We start from the raw sequence: 26,476 nt of genomic DNA, 5'->3' as shown, positions 1-26,476 counted from the left end.
CCTTCTTCTCTATCTAATTTTAATTATATCTTAACAAAAAGCTGTTGCACGGCGCATTCAGCAATCTTTCAGCCAGCCTTAAGTTAAGAATAAGTAAAGGACCGTAGAATAACATTTGTAAGCAGCGAGGGGCGCTGAACATGAAATGAGGTGTGAGATGAACAAGAACCTAAACTATCGCCATGAATTGAAATTTTTCATTAACTATCATCAATACTTTATTATTCGCCAGCGGCTAAAGGATCTGATGGAACAAGACAAACATGTCGGTCCGTCAGGCGAGTACCATATTAGAAGCTTATATTTTGATGATATAAACAACAAAGCTTTGCATGAGAAGCTTGGCGGCATTCGCGATCGGGTCAAATATCGTATCCGCATATACAATGGCCAAGACCATGTCATTCATTTTGAGAAAAAAATTAAATTCAAGGATTACATCGCAAAGGTGAAGGAACCGCTAACGAGGGAAATGTACGACAAGCTTATGGATGGCGATTACGACGTCCTTAGAGGGCCGGACAAGCCGCTTTTGAACGAAATTCACAATGAAATGAAGCATCATTTGCTGCGTCCGAAGGTCATCGTCGATTATGTCCGTGAGCCATATGTTTACGCTAACGGCAACGTACGCATTACGTTCGACAAGGAGCTGCGCACCGGGCTTCATGCCGTTAATATTTTTGATGAGAAAGTGGAGCCCGTACGCGCACTCGACAATGATTTAATCATTCTTGAGGTGAAATATGACGAATACATTCCAGCCTTTATCCGAATCGCTTTGCAGCTGGAAGGACTAAACCGGCAATCCGCTTCAAAATATGTCATTTGCCGAAAACATTTGAAGTTCAACACTTGGGAGGATTATTAAAATGGTAACCAATACAACTGCCGCGGCAGCAACGGAGTCGACAACAAATTTTGCCGATCTTTTAAAAAATTCAGTACTGGATAACTTTGCTTCTGATATCAGCCTTTCGAAAATATTGATTACGCTGGGAGTCGCTTTTTTACTTGGCTTCTTTATTTACTTGCTTTATAAACGAATATTTAGCGGCGTGCTTTATTCAAAAAGCTTTAACGTTTCGCTGATCGGCATGACCATGATTACAGCAGTTGTCATTATCGCGATTAACTCCAATCTCGTGCTGTCGCTCGGTATGGTTGGCGCTTTGTCTATCGTCCGTTTCCGTACTCCAATTAAAGATCCAACCGATTTAATTTTCTTATTCTGGGCTGCCGTTGCAGGTATCGTTACAGGCGCGGGCTTCTTTACACTAGCGGTAATTGGTTCGGTTGTTGTTGGTCTTATTCTGTTCTTCTTCGTTAAGGGCGGATCGGTGGAAACACCCTACCTGCTTGTTGTTAACTGCGACAGCGATGCTACCGAGCAGCTTGTTCACAAACAAGTCGGCACGCTCGTTAAGCGTTATAACGTGAAGCAAAAAACAGTGACGCAGGGCAATATTGAAATGACGCTGGAAATTCGCCTTCGCGACGAAACCGGACGTTTCGTTAACCAACTGACGGAGCTGGCTGGCGTTCGTAACGCCGTACTTATTAGCTATAGCGGGGACTATGTATCCTAATTATCGGGAGGTGTTTTCATGAAAGCGAAAGCGCGTGTAAGCTTATTATGCTTTTGCTCCATTCTCCTGATTACTTTACTCGCTGGATGTGCCGCAAGCGGTACATCCTTCAGTCTCAGCAGCTCGGGTGCGGCAACGGGTACAGATGAGAAATCAGCGGATGAGCAAAAGCTAGATGAAACGGTTTTTCCTAAAGATAAAATCGTAGATGTAAAAATTACAATCGACGAGGATGCGTTCCAAAATATGCTGGACAACGCCAGCGCGGAGGAATATAAAGAAGCCTCGGTCGAATATAACGGTCAGAAGTTCGATAACGTAGCCATTCGAACGAAGGGCAACCTCAGCTTGAACAGTGTCGTAAGAATGACCGATTCCGATCGGTACAGCTTTAAAATTTCATTCGATGAGTATGTTAATCAAACCTTGCAAGGAATAAGCAAAATTAATTTAAATAACAACTACAGCGATGCCTCTTATATGCGAGAGTTTCTATCGTATGAGCTTGCTGAGCAAATGGGACTTCCAACCCCAAAATATTCTTATGTCAATGTTTATGTCAATGGCGAGCTTTGGGGTTTTTATTTGGCTGTCGAGCAGATTGGCGATGCCTATCTTGAACGTAATTTCGGCAATGCATATGGCGCGCTTTACAAAGCAAACGGCGGCAACGGCAGCGAGCTCAACTGGCTCGAAACGATCGATGCCTATACGGGACTCGATTTGAAGTCCGACAAATCAAATGATGATATTTTGCTCGATATGCTGGATGTACTGAACAATGGCGCAAGTTACGAGAGTGTGCTGGACGTTGATGAAGCGCTTAAGTTCATTGCCTTAAACGCAGTAGCCGGCAACTTTGACAGCTACCTCTCTGAGAAAAAACATAATTATTATTTGTATGAGGATGATGGTATTTTCAGCATTTTGCCATGGGATTACAATATGTCCTTTGGCGGTTTCGGCGGCTCCAGCGTGCTCATTGATGAGCCAACTACTGGCGCGATAGCCGATCGGCCGCTTATTGACAAGCTGCTTAAAGTGGATGCCTATAAAGATATGTATCACGAAATCGTTACAAGCATGTTAGAAGGATATTTGGCAACCGATACGTTTCAGGCAAGGGTCGATGTAATTAAAGCTATGATCTCGGATTATGTAAAAGCAGACCCTTCCTCCTTCTACACGTATGAGCAATATGAGCAAGGTGTTGCTCAGGTTGTTTCCTTTAACTCGCAGCAAACCAGCACCATTGCACAGCAGCTGGCCGGCACCATTCCTGCTGCAGGCGACGGCTCTGGCAGCGGCGGCGGGATGGGTGGTGGCATGGGCGGAGGTGGCGGTTTCGGCGGCAACCGCCCAAACGCTCAGCAGGGTAACACTCAGGGCAACACTGGAAACAGCAATGCTGCTGTTAATGCAGGAGCCGGACAGCTTAATGCCGGAATAACAGCGAACAAAGAGCTGAGCCCGCAAGGTGCTGTGGCAGATGGCTCCGTTCAACAAGTAGTTGACAACACTACCTCACCTACTACACAAAGCCCTCAAGGCGATGCAGGTGCTGCTGCTCCTGATGGGCAGGTCCCTCTGGGCGATACAGGTGCTGCTGCTCCTGACGGGCAGGTCCCTCTGGGCGATGCAGATGCTGCTGCTCCTGACGGGCAGGTCCCTCAGGGCAATGCAGGTGCTGCTGCTCCTGACGGGCAGGTCCCTCAGGGCGATGCGGGCATGGCGCCTCCAGATGGTCAAATGCCTAATCAGCAAGGCGGCATGCAAGGCGGGTTTGGCGGCCAAAGACCAAACGATATGGGTGGCGGCATGGGCGGTGGCTTCGGCGGCCCTGGCACGCAGCAAACTCAGGCACAAGGCAGCCCTAAAGAAGCCGTGACTGCTGGAATCGCCATCGTGATCCTGCTTCTCTCCTGTGCATTCATCGTCTTCTATAAACGTAAACGACTATAAGCATTCTAGTTCAAAAAAAAGATCGCTTACCCTTTGCCACAGTGGCATTCGGGCAGCGATCTTTTTCAATCCATAAGAAATACCTTTTCGCCTACTTCAATGTCTCCTATCTTTTTTACAGAAGCATACACCCCGAAGTTTAAATTCATCTCTGTGTTAATTTTTTTCAATAAGGAAGCATCACGTGCTAGCGAATCTGGATCAAGCGTAACCATGGAGCAGCGATCACAATATTTATCCACTTGCAATTCAGCACCGCCTACCGTTATTCGTCTGCCTATCCACTCTTTTTCTCCAAAAGCGCCCTCCTCTACTGTAATAAGTATATTTGCTCTAAAGCGCCGCGCGTCCAGCTGTTTTCCCCATATCGCTTCGAGCTTTTGCAAACTCCTATCGGTGATGATGAGGATACTGCCTTCATCCACCGCTTTAAGGTCAGGACTTTGTGCTTGATAGCTGCGCATCCGCATCTTCTTCTTGGAGTACTTCTGCATTTCAGCTAACAGCTCCTCGTTCCAGCTGAAGGTCTGACCTTCTGGAGAAGTTATTTCTACTAGGGGATGCTCTGCGCTCGTGCGCTCATCAACCAGCTTCGCTTTGTATGCCAGCATCGCCGGAATTTCTCTTGCAGTAAAGAAGCTATCCCAGCCTTCCTTTGTTTCATCATAAAAAGCGTAACAACGGTCGCCCATTAATCCGTATCTATCGATTTTACAGGCATCCAGTTCCTCTCCTGCAAATGATTTAATCGGGTACCTGCTTATGCCACTAATTTCACCAATCAACGTTAATGTCAATCCAACAACCTCCATACATCCGTTTTCTTCCATTCACATGTATCTTTGATTATAGTATAAACACAAAAGACGCGCGATAAGCCAAGTCCACTTTTCGATACAGAAAGGGTTTTCGCTTATCACGCGCCATGTCGTTTCACATGAATGGTACAAACGCAATGTATTACAATTAGAAAAAGAGGTGTATTAAATCCTCCATGCTCCAATGCTGCAGCTGATTAGGGAATCCTTTTGGAGCAGTAGTACAAGCCGCCAGCTTATAGCTTCGGTTCAGTTCATATTGTTTGAAAAAATAAGCTTCCGTTCTCGGAGTTAAAGCGATGGAGCTATCCTCACCAATATGTATTGAGAAGGAATCCAGCGGTATGGACAACCCTTTACCTTTTGCTTTTATGTAACTTTCCTTCAGCGTCCAAAGCTCATAGAAATAAGCGGTTCGCTCCTCCCCTCTCAAACAAATCAAACGTTCATATTCCGTTTTCGAAAAATAAGATTTTGCTATACTTTCATCTATTTCACATATTTGTTCCACATCAATACCTACCGGGGAAGAGCTTATAAATAGGGCAGCCCAATCTCCAGCATGCGAAATATTAAAGTGAAAGTTTTCGCAGCCGATAAGTGACGGCTTACCATATGAATTGTAAGTAAACTGAATCGCTTGATTGGATAGGTCTAGGTTTCGCACAATTGCAGCACGTACAAGCACTTGACCAAATAACGTCCGATAAACATCACATTGCTGTCGCAATCGACTTATTTTTAAACGCTTCTCTTCTGATACGAGACTTAACAATTGCCGGTAGTCATTCGACGTGATGTTTTGAGGTATTTTCAAAACCATGATCTCAGCCTGCACAGTTTGCTGCTCCTTTCCCCCTCAACTAATCCTAAAAGCACTCGTCTGAATCTATCATAACCTCGAATTTCCATAACGCGCCATCACTTCATGAATAGCTTTTGCCCCAAAACGAATAGCCTCAACAGGCACACGCTCATCTGCAGCATGGATCAACTCCGAGAAATTCATGTCCTCTGGGAGCGTCATAGGCAAAAAACCATACGTTTGAATACCTAATGTTGAAAAATGTCTCGCATCTGTTCCACCCGGCAGCAGCATCGGAATGGGCACTGCAGCTTCATCCGCTTTCTTCAGCACATCTGACAGCAATTCATACATTCCCATTTCCGGGTTTTCTGGACAAGGGTCATGACGAATCACCTCTAACATTATTTGATGTTGTATGGCATGATCGTACAGCTCGGCTATGAACTGCTCTGGAGTAAAACCGGGCAGCAGCCTCCCATCCATCTCCACGATGATTTCACTTGGATGCACATTGATTTTTTCGCCACCATGCACAACCGTAGCACTTATTGTGTTGCGAAGCAGCGGTTGAAACAGCTTTCCCTTGTCACCCATTATCCTCAGCATGAGATTGCTCAGACGTGGCCGAAGCAGCACTTTCAATAATAACCTCGGCAATAGGGGCAATGCCGATGCCATGGATTGAATCATATACGACGCTGCGGGCGTGACATGAATCGGCAGCTTGACCTTATTTAACGCTCCCAGCATATAGGCAAGCTGCGCCATGCTTCCTTCATTTTGGCCGAGAGAACCATGTCCGCCCCCTCCTCTAACCGTAGCTCTAAGGAAACAAATTTGTTTCTCTGCCACCATAATCGGATAAAATTTTTGGCCGCTTACTTGAAAGGAGAAGCCCCCAAACTCCCCAATCGCATAGTTCACGCCAGCAAAAAGATAAGAATGATGTTTAACTAAGTAGGAGGCTCCTAAATCCCCGCCTGCTTCTTCATCACTTACAATAGCCAAAATCATATCGCCTTGTAATGCTGTTTTCTCTGCGTGGGCTTTTAGAAAGGCGGCAAGCATCATCGCTACACCGCCTTTCATATCTAGGCTTCCTCTCCCCCATACGTAACCATCGATAATCTCACCCCCGAATGGATCGCGGCTCCATACTTGCTTCTCTACACCTACAACGTCAACATGCCCGTACATGAGAAAAGGAGGTGCATCTCCGCACCCCTTTAATCGTGCAATTAAATTAGGTCTATGCTCTTCTTGAGCAATAATGATCGTATCGCTGATTCCCGATTCAAGAAGAAGATCACGAATAAAATAAATACAATCTCGCTCATTGCCTGGCGGATTCGTTGTATTAAACCGTATTAATTGCTGCAATAGATATTGAGGTGACTCATATATTGGCCCGACCAAGCTGCTAATCATCGTAAAGTCCTCCTTGGCATGGTTGACTTCCCTTTTACATCCTTTAACTTCTATTAGAAGCTGAAAATCGACTCCCTAATTTATCCTTAAGGCCGTTGTCGTGAAGCACTTGTTCCAATCGATCCTGCTGTTCGTTCTCTGGAACAAGCTTCGTATGGAACGCAGAAATCAGCATCTCATAAGCCTTAACCAGATGCTTCCACTCTGCCTGGCCACGAGAAAGCTGAAGCCCATTCAACATCGTCTGAACCTCGCGGTAAGGTACAACTACACCTTGCTCATACTGCTCTAAATCCCTGTTCCGATTACGCATGCAAGTAACGATAGTCAAACATTGAATAATAAAATCTAACGAATAGTCTTGCCCCTCATCCCGGCCCTTCCCAAGGAGCTGTTCCCTATCCGGTTCATGGTCGAAAGAAAGCACCCTAAGAGCTGTACTATTGTTGGCTAGTTTCTTCAATATCGATTGGGGGCCCATCTCAACCGCTTCCGAAACCCCGTTCTCCAGCAAAAAACGGATAACCGCTGTCCATTGTACGGGTGCGGTAATCTGCTCTGCCAGCACTGCTGGAATCTCATCCGCACTCCGATATAATCTTGCAGTCACACTGGAAACAACCGGATGCTGGAGTGTTCCAAGCTTCAGTCCTTTAAGCTCCTCTGCAAATAGCTGCGCTGCCGGTGCCATAAGAGGACTGTGGAACGGCGCGCTCACATGAAGCGGGATGACAACGCCTCCCCGCTTGGAGATACGCTGCACCGCTTCGTTCATTACTCCTTTATGTCCAGAAATGACAACCTGATCATCTGAATTAATATTAGACACTACAACAATTTCAGCTCCACCCTGAAACGAGGAACTAGCGTGCTTGCAGATCTCTGCAACTTCAGCTGCGCTAAGCGACATTACCGCCGCCATTGCACCACTGCCAGCATCGTCCGCATCACGCATGAGCTCGCCACGACGATGAACGATACGGACAGCGCTGTCAAATGGAATACCCCCTGCACAAGTCAAGGCGGTAATTTCTCCAAGGCTATGACCGGCTAAAAATTGCGGAGCCTTCCCCAGAAGGTCTCTGTATATTTTGTACATTGCCATCCCTACAGTTAATATAGCTGGCTGTGCATATTCCGTCCTTGTCAATTCCTCCATGCTGCCCTCAAACATAAGTTTTGTGAGATCCATGTTTATCGCTTCACTCGCTTCATGAAAGGTCTCTTTGGCGAGCTCATATTTCCTATACAAATCCTTGCCCATGCCAACATACTGTGAGCCTTGACCGGGAAACAGCAATGTGCCGCCTACCATACGCTTTCAGCTCCCTCTTCTAATTCTGCCATTACAACTTTGAGAGATGCTAGATACAGAGAGAGCAATTCATCCACACTTGCTATGTCCCATGAACGAGCATCATATAGACATCGGATGTTTAACTCGTCTTCACTAAACTCAAGCTGAAGCGCAAAGCCGATTAGCGGCATATAGGACTCCATTCCTCTCAAGTCGGTTGAAGAGAACCATGGTATGATTCCATTGTCCAATGTACGGAAACCAGCTGCTGTCGCAAGCGAGGAAAAGGTATAATAGTCGCCGCTTTCCCGTTGATTAGCTACTTCAGGGATCATTTCCACAACCGTCATATAGTGGGACATATTCAGCGACACAGGCACCATCCGATCTCCTACACCGTCTTTGACGATGACTGTAACTTCATCGGACATCGTAATATCGGAGAGCACGTACATATAAAGGACAAGCAATATATCGACGATATCTGATCCAATGTCTTCTGATAGCTGCATCAATTTCCCGAGCAGCGCTTCATCCAGCTTGCATGAACGGGGAATGGCTGCATGATCTATACCCGTTTCTCTACTTATCATGCGATTAGGGAAAGTTAAACCTTTCAGCCCTGCTAGCCCTTCCATATCTCCTTCTTCACTGAATGGTGCATCCATTAGCGCAGCCATTCCGCGGAGTGTCGCATGTCCAAACAGATCTGCAACGGATACACGAGAATGGTAGTGCTGCTCCAAGTTGTGATGTAAAGCAACAAGCAGGATGGAGTTGCCTCCTACCTCGAAGAAGTTGTCTTCAGCGGCAAAATCGACTGTATGCAGCACCTCTTGCCAAAGAGCCGCTACTTTCCGCTCCGTATTGGTATCCAGCTCAAGCAGCTGCAGAGCAAATGCAGCATTATCCTGCAAACGAGCCACTTCACTCTGCTTTGGCAGCGCCTTGCGATCAATCTTTCCATTATTATTCAATGGCAATGCTGCAAGCCAAATGTAACGCTGCGGCACCATATATTCAGGCACTCGACTTGCCATAAAGCTGCGAAGCTCTGATGTCGACAATTCAGACTCCGCTGCATAATAAGCGCATAACAATCCGCCATTAGACTGCTCATCTTCCAGCAGCACCGCCGATTCAGTAACGTCCTCGTGCCGTGCGAGCATCATTCCAACTTCCTCCAGCTCGACGCGATGTCCGCGGATTTTCACTTGAAAGTCACTGCGCCCGAGAAATTCGAGGTTTCCGTCGTTTAAGAAGCGTGCAAGATCACCTGTTCTATACATTCTCTCACCGGGATAAAAAGGGTCGCTAACGAACTGTTCCTCCGTAAGCTCCGGCTTCCCAAGGTAACCTTGGGCCAATCTTGTCCCCGCTATACAAAGTTCACCAGCTACTCCAGGAGGCTGAAGACGTCCCACCTTATCCAAAATGTACGTTCGTACTCCAGCAAGCGGTTTGCCTATTCCGGGATGATTATCCTCTATCCGCTGTATCGTTGACCATACCGTCGTTTCTGTCGGCCCGTACACATTGTATATTCGAAGCTGTGGATAAGGCTTCAGTCGATTCCATAGGGTTGGAATAAATGGCTCCCCCCCAATGATCAAATCTTTTAAATAGCGCAAGCATGATCTCTCTTCTTTGCCAGCCAGCAGCATTTGCAGTCTCATCGGGGTAGTTACCATTATCTCAACATCATGTTTGACGATGAGACGATCCAGCAGTTCTGGGTCTCTGCGCTCCGCTTGTGATGCTAGAATCACCTTCATCCCATAAAGAAGCGGCATAATTAAATCATGTATAGATACATCGAACGCAGCGCTTGCTAAAGCAACAATCGTTTTTCCTGGTACATATTCTACTTGCTCTGCCATTCCTTCTATGAACCGTATCGCACTCTCATGCTGAATCATGACACCTTTTGGTCTGCCTGTTGAACCTGATGTATAGATCACATAAGCTAGATTTTGAGAGGAATTATCCTGCTCCATGCTGCTTGAGAGTATGTGTGAATCCTTCTCTTCCCCGCCAGCAGCGCACTGCTCGTCTCTCTCATCGATACAAACAATATTGCCTTCATATTGAGAAGCTTTCGAGAGGTAATCGTGCTGCGTTAACAAAACCGGAGCCTTAGTATCCTCCAGCATATAATGAATGCGATCCTCTGGGTATTCCAAATCAATGGGCAAATAGGCGCCTCCAGCCTTCCAGATGCCAATGATGCCAACTACCAGCTCGACCGTTCGCTCCACCATCAGTCCAACCACAATTCCTGAACGCACGCCTTCGCTACGCAGTCTACTAGCAAGTTCGTGTGCCCGCTGATTCAGCGTGTCGTAAGTAAACGACTCTTCGCCGCAAATAAGTGCAGTCTCATAGGGGCGAGATTGAGCCTGCTTCTCGAATAGGTGATGCAGGGTCATGCTTGATTCACCAGCTATTCCCTTTCTATGTAAAGGCTTAGCTTCAGTGGATGAGCATGAACCAACACAAAGTGATTTTATTAATGCTTGAACTTCATCTTCATCCAATATGGCTGCATCTCTAAGGAGAATGTCGTCGCCTCGAACTAACAACTCCGCTGCCCGATGAACATGATTAGCTAGATTTTTCATCATTGTCGTGCTGTAAGCAGAGCTATTGTATGTCATAGTAAGCGTTATGGCGGGTGATTCTGACTCCAAGACACTGTACGAAAAGAGCAAACCAACCCCGTCAGCGCTCGGTTTCCCATAACTATTTTCCAAGGTTACGGCTACAGCCTGTCCTGAATTGAAGCTGCTTGTTCTGGCGGAATCCATAGTCTCTTGTTCCAAAATATGTCCCTTGTTACTATTCTCGAATTCATTCAGAGCTCCGTCTAGTTGCTTTAGTAATGACTGAAGCATATTTTGCTCATCTACCCTGATTTGAAGCGGAATCCATGTCCCGTCCATATGACTTCCGAATCTCTGAGACGGAATGCCGATCGTTAATCGGTCATCCCCTTTATATTTATAAAGCATGATATAAACCGCAGTAAGCAGTACGCTATACAATCGCTGATTGGAATGTTCAGCATCTCGAAGCAGCATTTCTGCGAGCTCTTTGGGTAAATGGATGCGCTGCTCCATAGAACGATACTCCGCTTCTCTGCTAAGCAAGTCTGAGGGAAACCCTCCATCCTCTAGCCACAAATATTGATTTCTCTGGCCAGCGTCTATGAATACCTTATCCATATTTTTTGCTCCTCTCTATTATGATTGGATGATTTCTTTGCCAGCCCATGTCCTCAGGAGCGTATCATTTAGGAGCGAAACGACTTGTTGTTCCCGTTCATGTATGAAAAAATGTCCTCCTTCGAAGTTGACGATTTTACAGGTCTCCGTCGTTTGTGACTGCCAATCTTCTGAAGTCCCGTACAGGCTGCTGTCCTCAGAGCCATTCATAACAATGAGATTAAGAGGGAGCGGCGGCTTACCTTTTGGCTTGTACGTGCCAACCAGCTTAAAATCAGCTCGCAATATGGGCATAAATACGTCTCGCAGCTCTTTATGCTCAAACAGCTCAGCAGATGTTCCGCCAAGGCTTAATACTTCTTCGATAAAAGCTTTATCGGGAAGCTGATATAATTCTCGGTTCACATGGCTGGAATGAGGCGCCCCATACCCTGACATAAAAACTACGGATGGGAGCGTCAATCCTGCTGCATGAATGCTATGAATTAATTCATAAGCGATCAAGCATCCCATGCTGTGGCCGAATAAAGCATACTGATTTTGTGTATAGTCACGGATTAAATGCAATACATCCTTAACTGCCTCATGAATATCCTCGTAGAGCGGCTCACTCATCCGGCTTCCTCTCCCAGCTAATTCAATCGGGATCAATTGAATAGAAGAATCTAGCTGCCGCGACCATTTCTTATAGACCTGAGCCGAGCCCCCCGCGTAAGGCAAACAAAGCAACGGTATACTATCCATAATTAGGAACGACCACCTTGTTAGGAAGCGATTTGATTTTGTTAAACACCACTAGCCAGCGTACGCCAAAATGTTTTTTCCATTGCAAGTAGTTTTTCTGCTAGAGCTATCTCTCTGTCTCGCTGAAATTTATGCGTAACAAAAGATTGTTTAATCGCATGCCAGCCGTCACAGATCATCTCCAATTGATCCTTAAGGGATTCGTATAACGTCACATTTATTTGCTTATGCTCTCGCAGCGTTCGAATAAGTCCTTCATTTGCAATATGCCGGTTGCATATAATGTTGATTCCAATGAGTGCATACGTAATATGAGCGCTATATTTATCCGGGCTTGAATCTACTTGCCACATTCCCTCCATAGAGAAATCATCAAGCTCCCGCGTAAGCCGCTCCGCATTGTCAACAACTTCCGATAAGTTCAATTCATACGGCTTAATCGTTGAATGAAGATTGTAAATATAATAGGCAGGGCCATTATAGTTTTTGTTGATATTGTATTCTGAATTTTTGAATGCTTTTCTGAGCCGATCCTCAGGAACCTCATGTTCATTGTAGCCAGCAAGCGTATCGTCAATTACATAGAAGGATGAGCGTTCATTATCGTAACCATTAAACAGCGAATAATGGTACCAATGAAACTTTTTCCAAGCCATGCTTCCCGGCAGCCAATAAAACAAATCGACATTCACACTTAAATTGCGGCCACCGTCAAGCACTTCTTTTATTTCATCTATAAACATTTCCTTATCGCGGAAGTGCCCCGGCTCAATCCACTTAATAACACCGGTTAATGGGAATTTGGTCCAATCGTCGAGATAATATAGCGTATCAATCGTCGGATATCGAAATTGCTGGTCTGTCGCTGCAGACCAAGGATAATATCGATGAATGTTCAAATATGCCGCATATCGGTAGCTGGGATGAGCAGAAACAGCGATTGAATAGGCTTGATTGAGCATACAGTTCGCCCAGAATTCATTAAATGGTTGTCTGTCCAACGTAACTTTCATCCGCTTATCCTCCTTAATAGATCCAAACTCGTATCATTTAATCGTTTCTCGGCGGTACTGCACGAAGGAAATACCGCCGAGAAGGATGTTATTTCGGACCATCTTGCAGCAATAGATCGCTTAGTTTCATCAGAGGGCTGGCAGCAGCCGTCATTTCCTCTACAGTTGCACAATAATGCTGAGCCATGCGCGTAATCGTATCTGAGTGAAACAGTGCTGTGGCATACTCCAAGCTGCAAATCATTTCACCATTGCTCTCCACAACCTCCAGCGTCAAATCAAATTTACTAACTCCTGGCTCGAACGGCTGAAGCTCAAAGGTTAAATCGCCTCCTTGGATGACAGAACGATCCATATTTTGCAAAATGAACATCGTGTCGAACAAAGGATTTCGACTCTGATTTTTCCCAAGCTCCAATCGCTTCACCAAATCCTCAAACGGATACTCCTGATGCTCCAGCGCTTGCAGTACATGATTATGAACATCGGCGATGTAACCGCCGAGTATTCTTTCAGGCTGTGGTCGGCATCGAATCGCAACTGTATTAACGAATATGCCAATTTGGCCCTCAAGATCGACATGGTCACGTCCCGCTGTCGGCGTGCCAATAATAATGTCATCTTGGCCGCTGTACTTGCCAAGCAAAAGCGCATAAGCACCAAGCAGCACCGTATACAATGTTGTCCCCAGCTCTCTTGCCATGTGCTGCGCTCGTCTCGTAAGTTCCTCATTCAACTTAAAACTATATCTGCGCCCCTCGAAGCTCTGCATCGCTGGTCGCGGATTATCCGCCTGGAGCTCCAGTATTGGCAGTTCGCCTGAGAACATATCCAGCCAGTGGCGCTCATGCGCCTCGTACCTTGGACCAATTAATTGAGCTTCCTGCCAGACAGCATAATCTCTATACTGCACCCGCAGCTCTGCAAGCTCATTGCCGGAGTACAATTCGATCAATTCTTTCAGAAGCACACTGACCGATACACCATCCGTAACAATATGATGCATATCAAGCAGCAGCAAGTGAGAGCTAGAGCTTAGCGGAACAAGAGCTGCCCGCAGCAATAAGCAGCTGCCAAGATCAAATGGACGGATGAACCGCGCCATTAATCTAGTGATGGTTTCATCCATTCTCGTTTCTGACAACATACGTTTGGCAGTCATTCGCGCCCATGCATTGCCATCCAGCTTAAATGCCGCAGATGGATGAATCCGTTGCTTGAATTGTCCATCCTCAAAATGGAAAGACGTCCGTAAACTCTCATGCCTCATGATTAAAGCGGTGAACGCCTGCTCCAGCTTCTTCGCATCCAGATTCCCACGAATATGCAGTGCAAAAGGGACATTATACGTCGTTGCTTCTCCAGACAGCAGAGATAAAACATATTGCCTTCTTTGAGCGCGCGACATTGGGAAATACGCCCTGTCCATCTGACGCGGAATCGATTCATACGTTTGCTGGCTTTGACCTTCAATTACTAGAGCGAGTGACTCTAGTGTCGGATTCTGAAACAATTCTTTCAGAGGGACGCGCACACCAAATTGTACGCCTATCCGACTGACCAATGTTGCCGCCTTTAACGAATGTCCCCCTAACTCGAAGAAGCTGTCTGTCGCTCCGATGTTATCCGTCAATAGCAGCTCCTGCCAGAGCATAACCAGCTTGCGCTCCGTCTCCGTGCTCGGCTCCCGGTAATGTCGTACATTCCGTTCTGTCTGCTGCGGTCTTGGAAGTGCCTTGCGATTTATCTTGCCTGTTGGCGTCATCGGTATTTCATCCTGCAGCATCACATAGGTTGGAATCATATAAGCAGGCAGCTTGCCTCTCAGATGTTGGATTAGCTCCTCAGTTACACCGAGAGAATGCCCGCCTACGCTCTCTAACCATACGGTTTCTCCCTTATGGATACTTTCGAGTGCTGCTGCAACATAATGATCCGCGTACGAGGTCATATTTGGCAGATCAGCATCATCAGCCTTTTGTAGGACAACATAAGCGCAGAGAACAGGCTCACCCTCAGGCTCTTGAAACGCGATGACAACCGCTTCCTTCACACGCTCATGCTGCAGCAGCTGCTGCTCCACCTCACCGGTTTCAATGCGATGTCCTCGTATTTTCACCTGATGATCGCGGCGGCCTGCGTATACAAACTCACCATTCGCCAGCCTTCTGCCAAGATCACCCGTGCGGTACATTCTCTCCTCTGCATTAAACGGGCTTGTGATGAATACTCCTTGATCCCATTCCGGATGATTAAGATAACCCCGACCAACGCCCGCTCCTCCGATGCAAATTTCACCAATCACACCTGTTGGCTGCAGCTGCAGCTCTGGACTCAGTACGACCATTGCTGCCCCTGAAATAGGCTTGCCAATCGTAATAGCTTCACCGCTAGTTACCTCGCATACCGATGTCCATACGGTTGTTTCCGTTGGGCCATAGAGATTGAAAATACGTGCACTCGTCACCGCACGCAATCTCTCCAGCAGATCCATCGTCAACGGCTCCGCGCCAATCATGACTACGCTTAAGGATTTCCAAACCTCGCTTTGGCTCACCTGCGCCATCCACCACTTGAAGCGTGATGGCGTAATTTGCAGCACCTCTACCCAATGCTTTTTTATAAGCTCCTGCAGCAGATGAGCATCGCCCCGTTCCTCTTCATTGCAAAGCACCATTTTCATCCCCATTGTTAATGGGAGCAGACTCTCTACGATGAAAATATCAAATGATACGGTCGCCATTGCCAATAGACTTTGGCCTGCTTCGAATGGAATTCGCTCACGGAATCCGCTCACGAAGCTTGCCAGTCCGCGATGCTCGATCATTGCCCCCTTCGGCCTGCCCGTTGAGCCGGAAGTATACAATACATACGCCAGATGCTCGGGAAGGCTTACAATTTCTAGATTTCCTCGTTCCGAGCTATACAGATCAGCATCATCCAAATACCATTCTTCTGAAGCGTTCATGACAAACCCGGCATATTTCCTTTCTGTCAGAAGCCATTGATCGCCGCAATCCTCCAGCATCCACTGAATACGCTCAGCAGGGTATGCCGGATCAATAGCGACATAAGCCCCTCCTGCTTTCAAAATGCCAAGAATGCCAATCATCAACAGGGGTGAACGGTCTGCCATCAGCGCTACGATTTGCTCTGGTCCCACCCCGCGGCTGCGAAGCGTATGTGCCAGCTGGTTGGATCTATCATTTAGTTCGCGATAGGTCATCTGCTCCGATTCAAAATGGACTGCAACCGCATCTGGAGTTTTTGCAGCCTGCTTCTCTATCTCTTCAATGACGGATCGCCATTTGAACGGGACACCTGGTAAAGATGAAACTTGGCCCTGCAAACTCTGCGGCATTTTAGCGGGTGCATCTCCTGCTGCTACAGCCCCTCCACCATCAGCTCCACTGCTGTTCATCCACGTCATACTATCCAATTCCGCAAGCAGTTCCAACTTTTCTTCATCGTTTAGCAGCTCTAGTTCGCCTAGTGTCCGCCATCGATTTTCGCTCGACGCCATTGCTTTAATAATCGCGCAGTAGTGGTGCGCCATCCTGATGATCGTCTCCTCATGAAACAGATCCGTTGCATATTCCAAGCTGAAGGCAATGCCTTCAGCGCGCTCCACAGCTTCAAGTGTCAAATCAAACTTGCTGACACCGTGTTCAAACGGCTGCGGCTCGAAGCTCAAACCGCCCGCTTGCAACGCTGAATGCTCCATATTTTGCAAAATAAACATCGTATCGAACAACGGATTTCGGCTCTTGTCCTGAACGAGGTTTAGCCGCTCCACCAGCTTCTCGAACGGATACTCCTGATACTCCAGCGCCTGCAGCACATCCTCGTGCAATTCAGCAATGTAGCTGCTAACTGTAAGTTCGAGCTGCGGTCGACAACGAATGGCTGCTGTATTGACGAACATGCCGATGAGTCCCTCCACATCAACATGATTACGTCCAGCTACTGGCGTACCAACAATAATATCCTCTTGTCCGCTGTACTTCCCAAGCATAAAAGCATAAGCACTCAGCAGCACTGAATATAGTGTCACACCTTGCTCTACCGCCAAACGCCGCGCCTTCTGTGCAAGCTCCCCATCCAGATGGAAGACATGTTTTCGCCCCTTGAAAGTTTGAACGATTGGGCGTTTCCTATCTGTCGGCAATTCCAGCAGCGGCAGCTCGCCTTCAAACTTCTTCAACCAGTAACGCTCATGCGCCTCGATTGCTTCGCCGCCTAGCTGTCCCTCCTGCCAGACCGCATAATCCCTATATTGCACCCGCAGCTCTGGCAGTTCATTTCCGCCGTATAATGCTGTTAATTCCTTTACCAGCACACTCATTGAAACGCCATCAGTCACAATATGATGGATGTCCAGCAGCAGCAAGTAATGCTCTTCTTCCAGTTGAAGAAGTCCTGCCCTTAGCAGCAGTCCGCTTTCCAAATCAAAAGTTCTTATAAACTTCGTAGTGAGCTCATTCAGCCATTCGGATTCGGCGCTAACTTCATCACCAGATGCTCCCAACCACTTGCCAGCTGGCACTAGCTCCTCTACAGCATCCTCAAAATGAAATGCCGTCGCTGGATGAACTCGCTGCCTGAATTGTTCATCCATATAATGAAACGAAGTTCGTAAACTTTCATGCCTAGCAACCAATGATGAAAACGCAGCTTCAAGTCTCGAAGCGTCCAGATTGCCCCGAATTCGCAGTGCAAACGGAACATGGTACATCGTTGATTCTCCTGTTAGCAGCCCCAGCAAATATTGTCTTCTCTGCGCATGCGACATCGGATAATGCTCCTGATCCATCTGGCGAGGAATCGATTCATATGTTTGCAGATGTTTACCTTCAATTACTTCAGCAAGGGACCCTAGCTTTGGATTTAAAAACAGCTCCCTCAGCGGCACATGTACACCGAACTGCTCGTGGATTCGGCTCACCAGCGCTGCAGCCTTGAGCGAATGGCCGCCAAGCTCGAAGAAGCTGTCCATCACGCCAATATCGTCCGATTTCAGCAAATCTTTCCACAGCTCGGCAAGCTTGTGTTCCGTCTCGTTTCTTGGCCTTAAGTACTGGCGCTCACTCAGCGCAAACTTATGAGGTTTCGGCAGCGCCTTTCGATGCAGCTTTCCGGTTGGTGTGAGCGGTATTGCATCTAGCAGCATCACATAAGCTGGAATCATATAGGCAGGCAGCTTGCTGCTGAGATGGGTCTGCAGCTCCGAAATCATGTCGGAGAGGTTGTGTTCGTTAATATTGTTGTTACAACTAGAGTCGGGAGCGGGTACTACATACGCACAAAGCGCATGCTCGCCCTTCTCCTCCTGAAATGCAATGACAACTGCTTCCTTCACATGCTCATGCAGCAGCAGCTGCTGCTCCACCTCACCGGTTTCAATGCGATGTCCTCGTATTTTTACCTGATGATCGCGGCGGCCTGCGTATACAAATTCACCGTTCGCCAGCCTTCGGCCAAGATCACCCGTGCGGTACATCCTCTCACCTGCATTAAACGGGCTCGTGATGAATACACCATGATCCCATTCCGGATGGTGAAGATAACCCCGTCCAACGCCTGCCCCTAAGATGCAGATTTCACCAATCACACCCGTCGGCTGCAGCTGCAGCGCTGGATTTAGCACAACCATTGCTGCCCCGGAAATAGGCTTGCCAATCGTAATGTTCTCACCGCTAGTTACCTCGCACACCGATGTCCATACTGTTGTTTCCGTTGGTCCATAGAGATTGAAGATACGTGCATTCGTCACCGAACGAAGTCTTTCCAGCAAATCCATCGTCAACGGCTCCGCTCCAATCATGACGACGCTTAAGGCTTTCCAAACCTCGCTTTGGCTCACCTGCGCCATCCACCACTTGAAGCGTGATGGTGTAATTTGCAGCACTTCTACCCGATGCTTACTTATAAGCTCCTGCAGCAGATGAGCATCACCCCGTTCCTCTTCATTGCACAGCACCATTTTCATCCCCATTGTTAATGGGAGCAGGCTCTCTACAATGAAAATATCGAATGACACGGTCGCCATTGCCAATAGACTTTGGCCTGCTTCGAATGGAATTCGCTCACGGAATCCGCTCACGAAGCTTGCCAGTCCGCGATGCTCGATCATTGCACCCTTCGGCCTGCCCGTTGAGCCGGAAGTATACAGTACATATGCCAGATGCTCCGGACGGCTTACGATCTCCAGATTTCCTCGTTCCGAGCTATACAGATCTGCATCATCCAAATACCATTCTTCTGAAGCGTTCATGACAAACCCGGCATATTTTCTTTCTGTCAGAAGCCATTGATCGCCGCAATCCTCCAACATCCACTGAATACGCTCAGCAGGGTATGCCGGATCAATAGCGACATAAGCGCCTCCTGCTTTCAAAATGCCAAGAATGCCGATCATCAACAGAGGTGAACGGTCTGCCATCAATGCTACAATTCGCTCCGGTCCTACCCCGCGGCTGCGAAGCGTATGTGCAAGACGATTCGCTTGCTCATTTAATTCGAAATACGAGAGCGTCTCCAAACCAAATAAAATCGCAGCGGAATGCGGCGTTTCTGCCGCTTGCCGCTCTATCTCTTCCATAATGCTCATCCAGCAGGGATGCTCTTCGGTGGATGCAGAGAAATGTGCATTATTTTCTGCCATCTCTTTTGTTTCATCGAGCAGTGCATCTCTTACCTTCTCCGCGATGTCATTACTCTTCTGTTCCGCTTTATCATCAGCGCTTGCTGACAGCGAAGAAAGCTGCAATTGCTCTGCCTCATCCAATAATTCCAGCTCACCAATCGTCCTCCTGGACCCTTCGCTTGATGTCATCTCCCTAACGATTGTGCAGAAATGTGAGGCCATTCTCTCGATCGTACTCTCATGAAATAAGGAGGTTGCATACTCAAGGCAGCATGTGATCCCCTTCCCCGTCTCCACTGCTTCCAGCGACAAATCAAACTTGCTGAATCCGGTTTCGTACGGCTGCGGCTCGAAGATCAAATCCCCCGCTTGCCTTGCTGGCTGCTCCATATTTTGCAAAATAAACATCGTATTAAATAGGGGATTGCGACTTAAATCCTGTTCCATATCAAGCTGATTTACAAGATCCTCGAACGGAAATTCCTGATACTCCAGCGCTTGCAGCACATTCCCGTGCATTTCAGTAATGTAACTGCCAATCGTCATTCCTATTTGCGGGCGGCAACGAATGGCAACCGTATTGACGAACATGCCGATTAGCCTTTCTACATCAATGTGATTGCGTCCGGCTACGGGAGTACCCACGATAATATCCTCTTGTCCGCTATACTTCCCAAGGAGAACCGTATAAGCGCTAAGCAGCAGCGTATATAACGTCGTCCCTCGTTCCCTTGCCAATTGCCGCGCCCGATATGCCAGCTCCTCGTTTAGCTGAAAAGCATACCTTCGGCCCTCAAAACGCTGAACCGCCGGACGCTGCTTGTCTGCAGGCAGATCAAGCACCGGGAGTTCGTCCGAGAACATGCCCAGCCAATAACGCCTCAGCTTCGAGTAATAGTCACCGCTTAATCGTTCCAGCTGCCAGACTGCATAATCTCGATATTGCACCGTCAGCTCTGGCAAGGCCTGCCCGTTGTATAAATCGATCAACTCTTTTATGAGCACGCTCATCGATATCCCATCCGTCACAATATGATGGATATTCAGCAACAACAAGTGACGGTTTTCTGCCAATTGAGCAAGACCGACTCTTAGCAGTGAGCCGCTTCCGAGATCAAATGGATCTGTATATTGGGCCATTAATTCATTGATCCGTACATCTGCTCCGATTGCAGTTGACGCGCGCTGCCATAGATCAGCCTGTCCGCCTTTCATAACCATTTCCGTTAGCTGAAATGGATGAGCAGGATGAATTCGCTGACAGAACTCTTCACCCACATAGTGGAATGATGTTCGCAGGCTCTCATGTCTCGTAATTAGAGCAGTAAACGCGGCTTCCAGTTTCTTTTTTTCCAAATTACCTTGGATGTGAAGCACAAACGGAATATGATACATCGTCGATTGTCCGGCAATGAGCTCGATCATATATTGGCGTCTCTGTGCAGGAGACATTGGATAATGATCCCGATTTGCTTGCAGTGGAATGATAGCTCCTCCGATGCCCAGCTCAGAATTTAACAGCGTTCCCCCTGCCAGCCACTCAGCCATACTCGCAACAGACAGTCGTTCAAATACGATGCTCAGCGGCATTTCAACATGAAATTTAGCTTGAATCCGGCTTACCAATACTGCAGCCTTCAGGGAATGTCCACCCAACTCGAAAAAATCATCATAAATACTAATTTGCTCCATGCCGAGCACATCTCTCCATATTTCAGCCACCTCTGCCTCCAGCGAGGTTCGCGGCAGGGTAAGCTCAGCCACGACTCGTTGCTGTAAAACAGGTTCTGGGAGCGCCTTGCGATCCACTTTGCCATTAGGTGTTAATGGTATCGCAGCGATCTCCATAAAAAACGAAGGGATCATATAATCTGGCATTTTACTTTTCAAAAAGCTCTTTAAATCGTGAGCTCCTATTGTTTGATTCACAACCATGTATGCGCAAAGTTTTTTATCGCCTGCTTGATCCTCATGAGCGATGATAACCGCTTCGTCTACCGCCTCATGTCTTTGAAGCTGCGCACCAATTTCTCCAAGCTCGATCCGAATGCCTCTTAGCTTGATTTGATCATCCATTCGGCCTAAATACATCGCATTTCCGTCTGGCAGCCACTTAGCTAAATCACCGGTACGGTACATGATGGTGCCTGGCAGCAGCGGGTGCTCAACAAACCGCTCCGCGGTCAAATCCGGTTTATTAACATACCCAGCAGCAAGGCCGCTGCCGGAGATGCATAGCTCCCCAGCCGATCCCACCGGTGCAGGCTTGTCTCCAAAATTTAAAATATGAACCGCGACGCCATGCATCGGCCCGCCAATTGGCACATTAACGCCGCTCGCAGCAGCTGATTTATACACATACATATTGGAGCAGATCGTTGCCTCAGTCGGACCATAGCCGTTAACAATACGTATATTCGGATTTAATTGAACAAAAAGCGCAAGCGTTGTATCTTTTATTGGTTCAACGCCAACAAGCAGCTTGTCCAAGGAGATCGTCATCCTCGATTGTTCCAACGATTGCGCCATATCCCGAAGCAGCGTCGGCGGAATATAAGCAAAAGTTATCTTCTCTTCTACTAATACTTTTGCTAGCTCTCTAGGATCAAGAAGCTTGGGATTTGGATAAAGGACAAGGGACGCGCCAAACATAAAAGGCATAAACAGCTCGCATACGCTCACATCAAACGAAATATTGGTAAGGCTTAAGCAGCGGTCTCTTTCATCAAAATTTCCGTCATAAAACAGCTTCATCGAATGGCTGAAGTTATAAAAGCTGCGATGCGGAACCATAACCCCCTTCGGCTGCCCAGTAGATCCCGAAGTGAAGATGACATACATAAGATCATCTGCTGAAATGGATACGTCCACATTGCTTTTATCCCCGTCATATATCGTTTCATCCGTTAATCGAATTTCCTGAACGGATGGATACACATTTCTATGAACCGAATCGTCTACTAAAAGCAAACTTGCTCCGCTGTCAACAAGCATATAGCTAATTCTCTCCTGCGGATATTGAAGGTCGATTGGCATGTATGCACCGCCAGCCTTCATAATCGCAAGCATTCCTGTCACCATTGAAATCGAACGTTCAGCCATCACACCGACAATGCTGTTAGGGCCAACACCGCAGCGAACAAGCTTGCGCGCCAGCGCATTTGCTCGCCCATTCAATTGCTCGTACGTTAATGACTCCCCTCTGCACTGAACGGCGACTCTTCCAGGAACCCGTCTTGCCTGTTCTTCAAAGCTGCTGTGGATACAGCGAGCACTAGGGAAAGCAGCCGCACGACTGCCAAATTCCGTCAGCAACTTGTTGTAATCTTGAGGGGACAACATTTCACACTCGCCTAATGTATGGTCTGGATAGTCCGATACATAACTTAGCAACGTAACGTAATGCCTCATCATCGACCTTACAGTCTCTTCGCGGAACAAGTCCTTGCCATATTCGACTACCAATCGCAGGGTGCCGTCATTTTGCTCCACGGCTTGAACCATCAGATCGTATTTCGCCGTCCCATGCGGGAACCTCTCGTGTCGATAGGTCAATTCTTCACTCGAGTAGTTGGGAATGTTCAAATTTTGCATAATAAACATCGTATCGAATAACGGATTGCGGCTGCTGTCTCGCCGATCCACCATGGACGCTAGCTCTTCAAATGGAAAGTCGGAATTTTCATAAGCCTCTGTCGATGCTGCTTTTATCTCTTCTAAAAACTGGGTAAACGGTTTGTTTGCCACGGGATACCCGCGCAATACAAGTGTTCCGACGAACATCCCTACCAGAGTCTCAGCTTCACGGTTGACTCTCCCCGCAATCGGTGTGCCTACAGCAATATCTTCCCCGCCAGAATACTTTGCAAGAAGGGTATAATAGACCGATAAAAGCACCATAAATAGCGTAGATTCCGTTGATTTTGCCAGCTTTCGCAGATTATCCGATAACTCGTTGTCCACATATATATCAAATGTTTCGCCGCGATTGCTCTTTATCAGAGGGCGAGGAAAGTCAGTCGGAAGCTCCAGCACAGGCCACTCCCCTTGGCATTGCTTCATCCAGTAACTTCTCTGTCGCTCCATCCGCTCCGATTGCAGTTCCTCTCTCTGCCACGCTGCGTAGTCTATATACCGCAAGGTTAACGGCTCAAGACTCTCTCCTCGGTAAAGCATCATAAGCTCTTTGAGCAAAATACCTGCGGAGAAGCCATCCGAAGCAATATGATGCATATCCAAATACAACACATGCCGCTCAGGATTAACGGTCAATAAAGCAGCGCGAAGCAGCGGTGCATGACTCAGGTCAAATGATGTAAACAAGCTATGCAGCGTTTCAAGCACCGTTTCTTCGGATGCCTGCAGCCGCTGAAGGGAAAAGTGAGCATCAGTTTGGACAAATTGACAAATTTCACCGTCTACTATGGCGAATGACGTTCTTAACATCTCATGCCTTTTTATTAATAAATGTATAGACGCTTCCAATCTGCCTGCATCAATTTCCCCCTCTATATGTAAAAGCTCCGGCAAATTATAGCTTCTATCGCTAGGCGATGCAGCTTGCTGCAAGTACATGCGCTTTTGCGACGAAGAGATCGTATAATACTCCCGCTCCGCCACCTGGGGCATATGAATTACTTTTTCCGTTTCTGGCGAACCGCTCCTTAATCGCCGCTCTTCCACAACTCCAGCAAACTCGCTAAGTGTAGGATGTCCTAGCAAATGCTGCACTTCTAGTCGAATCCCCCAGCTTTGACTAAGTGAATTAACGATTCGCAGCGCAATGATCGAATCACCGCCCAATTCATAGAAGTTAGCATCATTGCTGAACTCACGATAACCGAGCAGTTCCCCCCATACATTAGCGACACTTTGCTCCGATTCCGAGACGGCACCTTCACTGCACAGCCTCACATGGTTAACTGCCGATTCATATTTAATCTCTCTCAGAGGTGCTATATTAACACTGCGATCATCTTCCTCTACCCAACACGGATAGGGATCAAATGAATATACAGGCAGCGGTACCCTTCTGCGTCTCTCATCACGATAAAGCTCCTTCCAATCTACTTTAGCACCAGCTGCATATAACTGAGCTAACTGTGTACTTGCATCATCGTAGCCCCGATTACTGCGGACAACCTGCTCTAAGAGCTCCCTTTGCTTTCGCTCGTCATTCCCTCCCATATGCGCTGCATTTGAATCGGCGTAATAAATATTCGGCATTTTCGTGTTTTGCAACCGCTCAACATCTAAGGCTTCCAGCCTATTTCTAAGCTCAACTTCATTTTTGGCGACGATCGCCAAACGATATCGATAATGTCCGCGACCTATCGCCGCGCTAAAGCAGATGTCCGTCAAGCGCCATTCTTGCTGCTCCTGATCGGTAAACCAAGCACGATAATTAATAATGGATCGCTTAAGAGCCGATTCGCTTTGGGCGGATAGGCAAAAAACTTCATTTTTTTCTTCCCCATAAGCTGCATTCGCTACCTCGTCCAACATAACGCTATCATTCATTGACATTGACGGTGCTTCTTCCAGCACAACATGGCAGTTGGTTCCGCTCATACCAAATGCGCTAATACCGCATCTACGCGCACCAAACTCATCACTCCAATGCGATAGCTTGTCGTTGACATACACTGGAGAATCAACAAACGATATTTTGCGATTGGGGAAACGATAATGCAGCGTAGGTGGAATCTGTTTATTGCAAAGAGAAAGAACTGCCTTCAGCAGCCCTGTAATACCAGCAGCATGATCCAGATGTCCGATATTGCTTTTGACCGAGCCAATCGCACAGAACTGCCTCTTGTCTGTGAAACGTCTGAATGCTCTCGTAATGCCGTCAATTTCAATAGGATCTCCCAATGTGGTTCCTGTACCATGCGCTTCCAAATACATGATCGTTTCGGGATCAATGGCTGCATCCTGCCAAGCACGGACAATGACATCCTCCTGCGCCAAGGCGTTAGGCGCAGTGATGCCTACGGAGCTGCCATCCTGATTCATAGCGCTCCCTTTAATGAGTGCATAAATATGATCCCCATCCTGCAGCGCCTTTGCGAGCGGTTTAAGCAGCAATGCGACTACACCATCCCCGATACCGGTCCCGTCAGAGCTGTCATCAAACGGCTTTGCACGGTTATCGCTTGACTCGATCCCAAGCCGAATGCCCATATCGATCGGAAGCAGATTGAGCTTCACACTTCCAGCGATAGCAGCATCGCATTCACCGCTGCGAATGGACTGACATGCTAAATGGACGGCCACAAGAGAGGATGAGCAAGCGGTGTCGACATTAAGTGCCGGCCCTTTCAAATTCAAGAGATAAGAGATGCGGCTTGCGATCATTGAACTTAAATTGCCTGGCGCTGCCATTGCGAGCGCTTCTGGATTTACCGTTTCAATAATACGTTTATAATCATGCAGCGCATCGGCGTTATGACCGATAAATACACCTGTTCGTGAGCCATGGAGCGCTTCGCCCCCATAACCGCCATCCTCCAATGCGCTCCATGCGGTCTGCAGAAACATGCGCTGGTTCGGACTCATTAGTGAAGCTTCCTTCGGAGACAATCGAAAAAAGGAATAATCGAAGGAAGAGATATCCTCCAAATATGCACCATCAAATATTGAAATGGTTTCATACAATGCGCTCAGGCGACGAAGATACGGTTCCAACTCCTGCCGCCTCGACTGCGGGAAGGAACGTACACCGTCCACGCCATTTTGCAGCATATCCCAAAACTCTCGGTGTGTGTCTGACTTTGGAAGCTTGGCAGAAATGCCGATGATCGCAATTTCTTGACTTGCGGTTTCCAGCACCGCGTCACTACCTGCGTCTCCTTCATTTTCATTGCGATTTGGTTCCAACAAATCCAACTGGAACATGCTGCACACTCCTCTTTTGCGGTTGTTTGCAGTGGCAATGTGATCACTAC

11 protein-coding genes are annotated in these 26,476 nt (G+C 47.4%); 3 read left to right on the top strand and 8 right to left on the bottom strand.

Features of this window, described 5'->3' with window-relative positions; translation table 11 throughout:
- The first annotated feature begins 157 nt into the window (after positions 1-157).
- The 3 genes from AC1DM9_RS21510 to AC1DM9_RS21500 are packed head-to-tail and all read left to right on the top strand — an operon-like array spanning position 158 to position 3,551.
- Positions 158-871 carry a polyphosphate polymerase domain-containing protein gene (locus AC1DM9_RS21510; protein WP_339207981.1) on the top strand — a complete coding sequence of 238 codons (714 nt, stop codon included), beginning with the start codon at positions 158-160 and terminating at the stop codon, positions 869-871.
- A gap of 1 nt (position 872) precedes the next feature.
- Positions 873-1,589, top strand: a complete 717-nt coding sequence (locus AC1DM9_RS21505) for a DUF4956 domain-containing protein (RefSeq protein ID WP_477582095.1) — start codon at positions 873-875, stop codon at positions 1,587-1,589.
- 18 nt (positions 1,590-1,607) lie between these two features.
- Entirely contained in the window at positions 1,608-3,551 is a 1,944-nt protein-coding gene (locus AC1DM9_RS21500; protein ID WP_477582093.1) for a CotH kinase family protein, read from the top strand.
- Between the two features lie 65 nt (positions 3,552-3,616).
- Here the strand turns inward: AC1DM9_RS21500 and AC1DM9_RS21495 are convergent, their stop codons facing one another.
- From AC1DM9_RS21495 to AC1DM9_RS21460, 8 genes are all read right to left on the bottom strand, one after another.
- A complete protein-coding gene (locus tag AC1DM9_RS21495) occupies positions 3,617-4,348 on the bottom strand; it encodes an MOSC domain-containing protein (RefSeq protein WP_477582091.1) in 732 nt (243 codons plus the stop codon).
- A 169-nt stretch (positions 4,349-4,517) separates the two neighbouring features.
- Complete coding sequence (locus tag AC1DM9_RS21490; protein WP_477582090.1) at positions 4,518-5,207, bottom strand: 4'-phosphopantetheinyl transferase family protein; 690 nt, start codon at positions 5,205-5,207, stop codon at positions 4,518-4,520.
- Positions 5,208-5,261: 54 nt separating this feature from the next.
- Positions 5,262-6,605 (bottom strand): M20/M25/M40 family metallo-hydrolase, encoded by a 1,344-nt coding sequence (locus AC1DM9_RS21485; RefSeq protein ID WP_477582088.1) that lies wholly within the window; start codon positions 6,603-6,605, stop codon positions 5,262-5,264.
- Between the two features lie 43 nt (positions 6,606-6,648).
- Entirely contained in the window at positions 6,649-7,920 is a 1,272-nt protein-coding gene (fabD, locus tag AC1DM9_RS21480) for an ACP S-malonyltransferase (protein WP_477582086.1), read from the bottom strand.
- A complete protein-coding gene (locus AC1DM9_RS21475) occupies positions 7,914-11,126 on the bottom strand; it encodes a non-ribosomal peptide synthetase (protein WP_477582084.1) in 3,213 nt (1,070 codons plus the stop codon). The genes fabD and AC1DM9_RS21475 overlap by 7 nt, the downstream gene beginning before the upstream one ends.
- 18 nt (positions 11,127-11,144) lie before the next feature.
- On the bottom strand, positions 11,145-11,870 hold the full coding sequence (locus AC1DM9_RS21470) for a thioesterase II family protein (protein WP_477582082.1): 726 nt from the start codon (positions 11,868-11,870) through the stop codon (positions 11,145-11,147).
- A 41-nt stretch (positions 11,871-11,911) separates the two neighbouring features.
- A complete protein-coding gene (locus AC1DM9_RS21465; RefSeq protein ID WP_477582081.1) occupies positions 11,912-12,883 on the bottom strand; it encodes a cysteine peptidase family C39 domain-containing protein in 972 nt (323 codons plus the stop codon).
- Positions 12,884-12,971: 88 nt separating this feature from the next.
- Positions 12,972-26,426 carry an amino acid adenylation domain-containing protein gene (locus AC1DM9_RS21460; protein WP_477582079.1) on the bottom strand — a complete coding sequence of 4,485 codons (13,455 nt, stop codon included), beginning with the start codon at positions 26,424-26,426 and terminating at the stop codon, positions 12,972-12,974.
- Positions 26,427-26,476 lie beyond the last annotated feature (50 nt).

Source organism: Paenibacillus sp. 01T431, from assembly GCF_056398625.1.
Note: the sequence above shows the minus strand (reverse complement) of the source record. Positions and strands in the feature narration are given on the sequence as shown.

Excerpts from the sequence above, each read along its gene's own strand:
- AC1DM9_RS21510 (WP_339207981.1), top strand. The coding sequence starts at position 158 with ATGAACAAGAACCTAAACTATCGCCATGAATTGAAATTTTTCATTAAC.
- AC1DM9_RS21500 (WP_477582093.1), top strand. The coding sequence starts at position 1,608 with ATGAAAGCGAAAGCGCGTGTAAGCTTATTATGCTTTTGCTCCATTCTC.
- AC1DM9_RS21475 (WP_477582084.1), bottom strand. The coding sequence starts at position 11,126 with ATGGATAAGGTATTCATAGACGCTGGCCAGAGAAATCAATATTTGTGG.
- fabD (WP_477582086.1), bottom strand. The coding sequence starts at position 7,920 with ATGGTAGGCGGCACATTGCTGTTTCCCGGTCAAGGCTCACAGTATGTT.
- AC1DM9_RS21485 (WP_477582088.1), bottom strand. The coding sequence starts at position 6,605 with ATGATTAGCAGCTTGGTCGGGCCAATATATGAGTCACCTCAATATCTA.
- AC1DM9_RS21505 (WP_477582095.1), top strand. The coding sequence starts at position 873 with ATGGTAACCAATACAACTGCCGCGGCAGCAACGGAGTCGACAACAAAT.
- AC1DM9_RS21465 (WP_477582081.1), bottom strand. The coding sequence starts at position 12,883 with ATGAAAGTTACGTTGGACAGACAACCATTTAATGAATTCTGGGCGAAC.
- AC1DM9_RS21460 (WP_477582079.1), bottom strand. The coding sequence starts at position 26,426 with ATGTTCCAGTTGGATTTGTTGGAACCAAATCGCAATGAAAATGAAGGA.
- AC1DM9_RS21470 (WP_477582082.1), bottom strand. The coding sequence starts at position 11,870 with ATGGATAGTATACCGTTGCTTTGTTTGCCTTACGCGGGGGGCTCGGCT.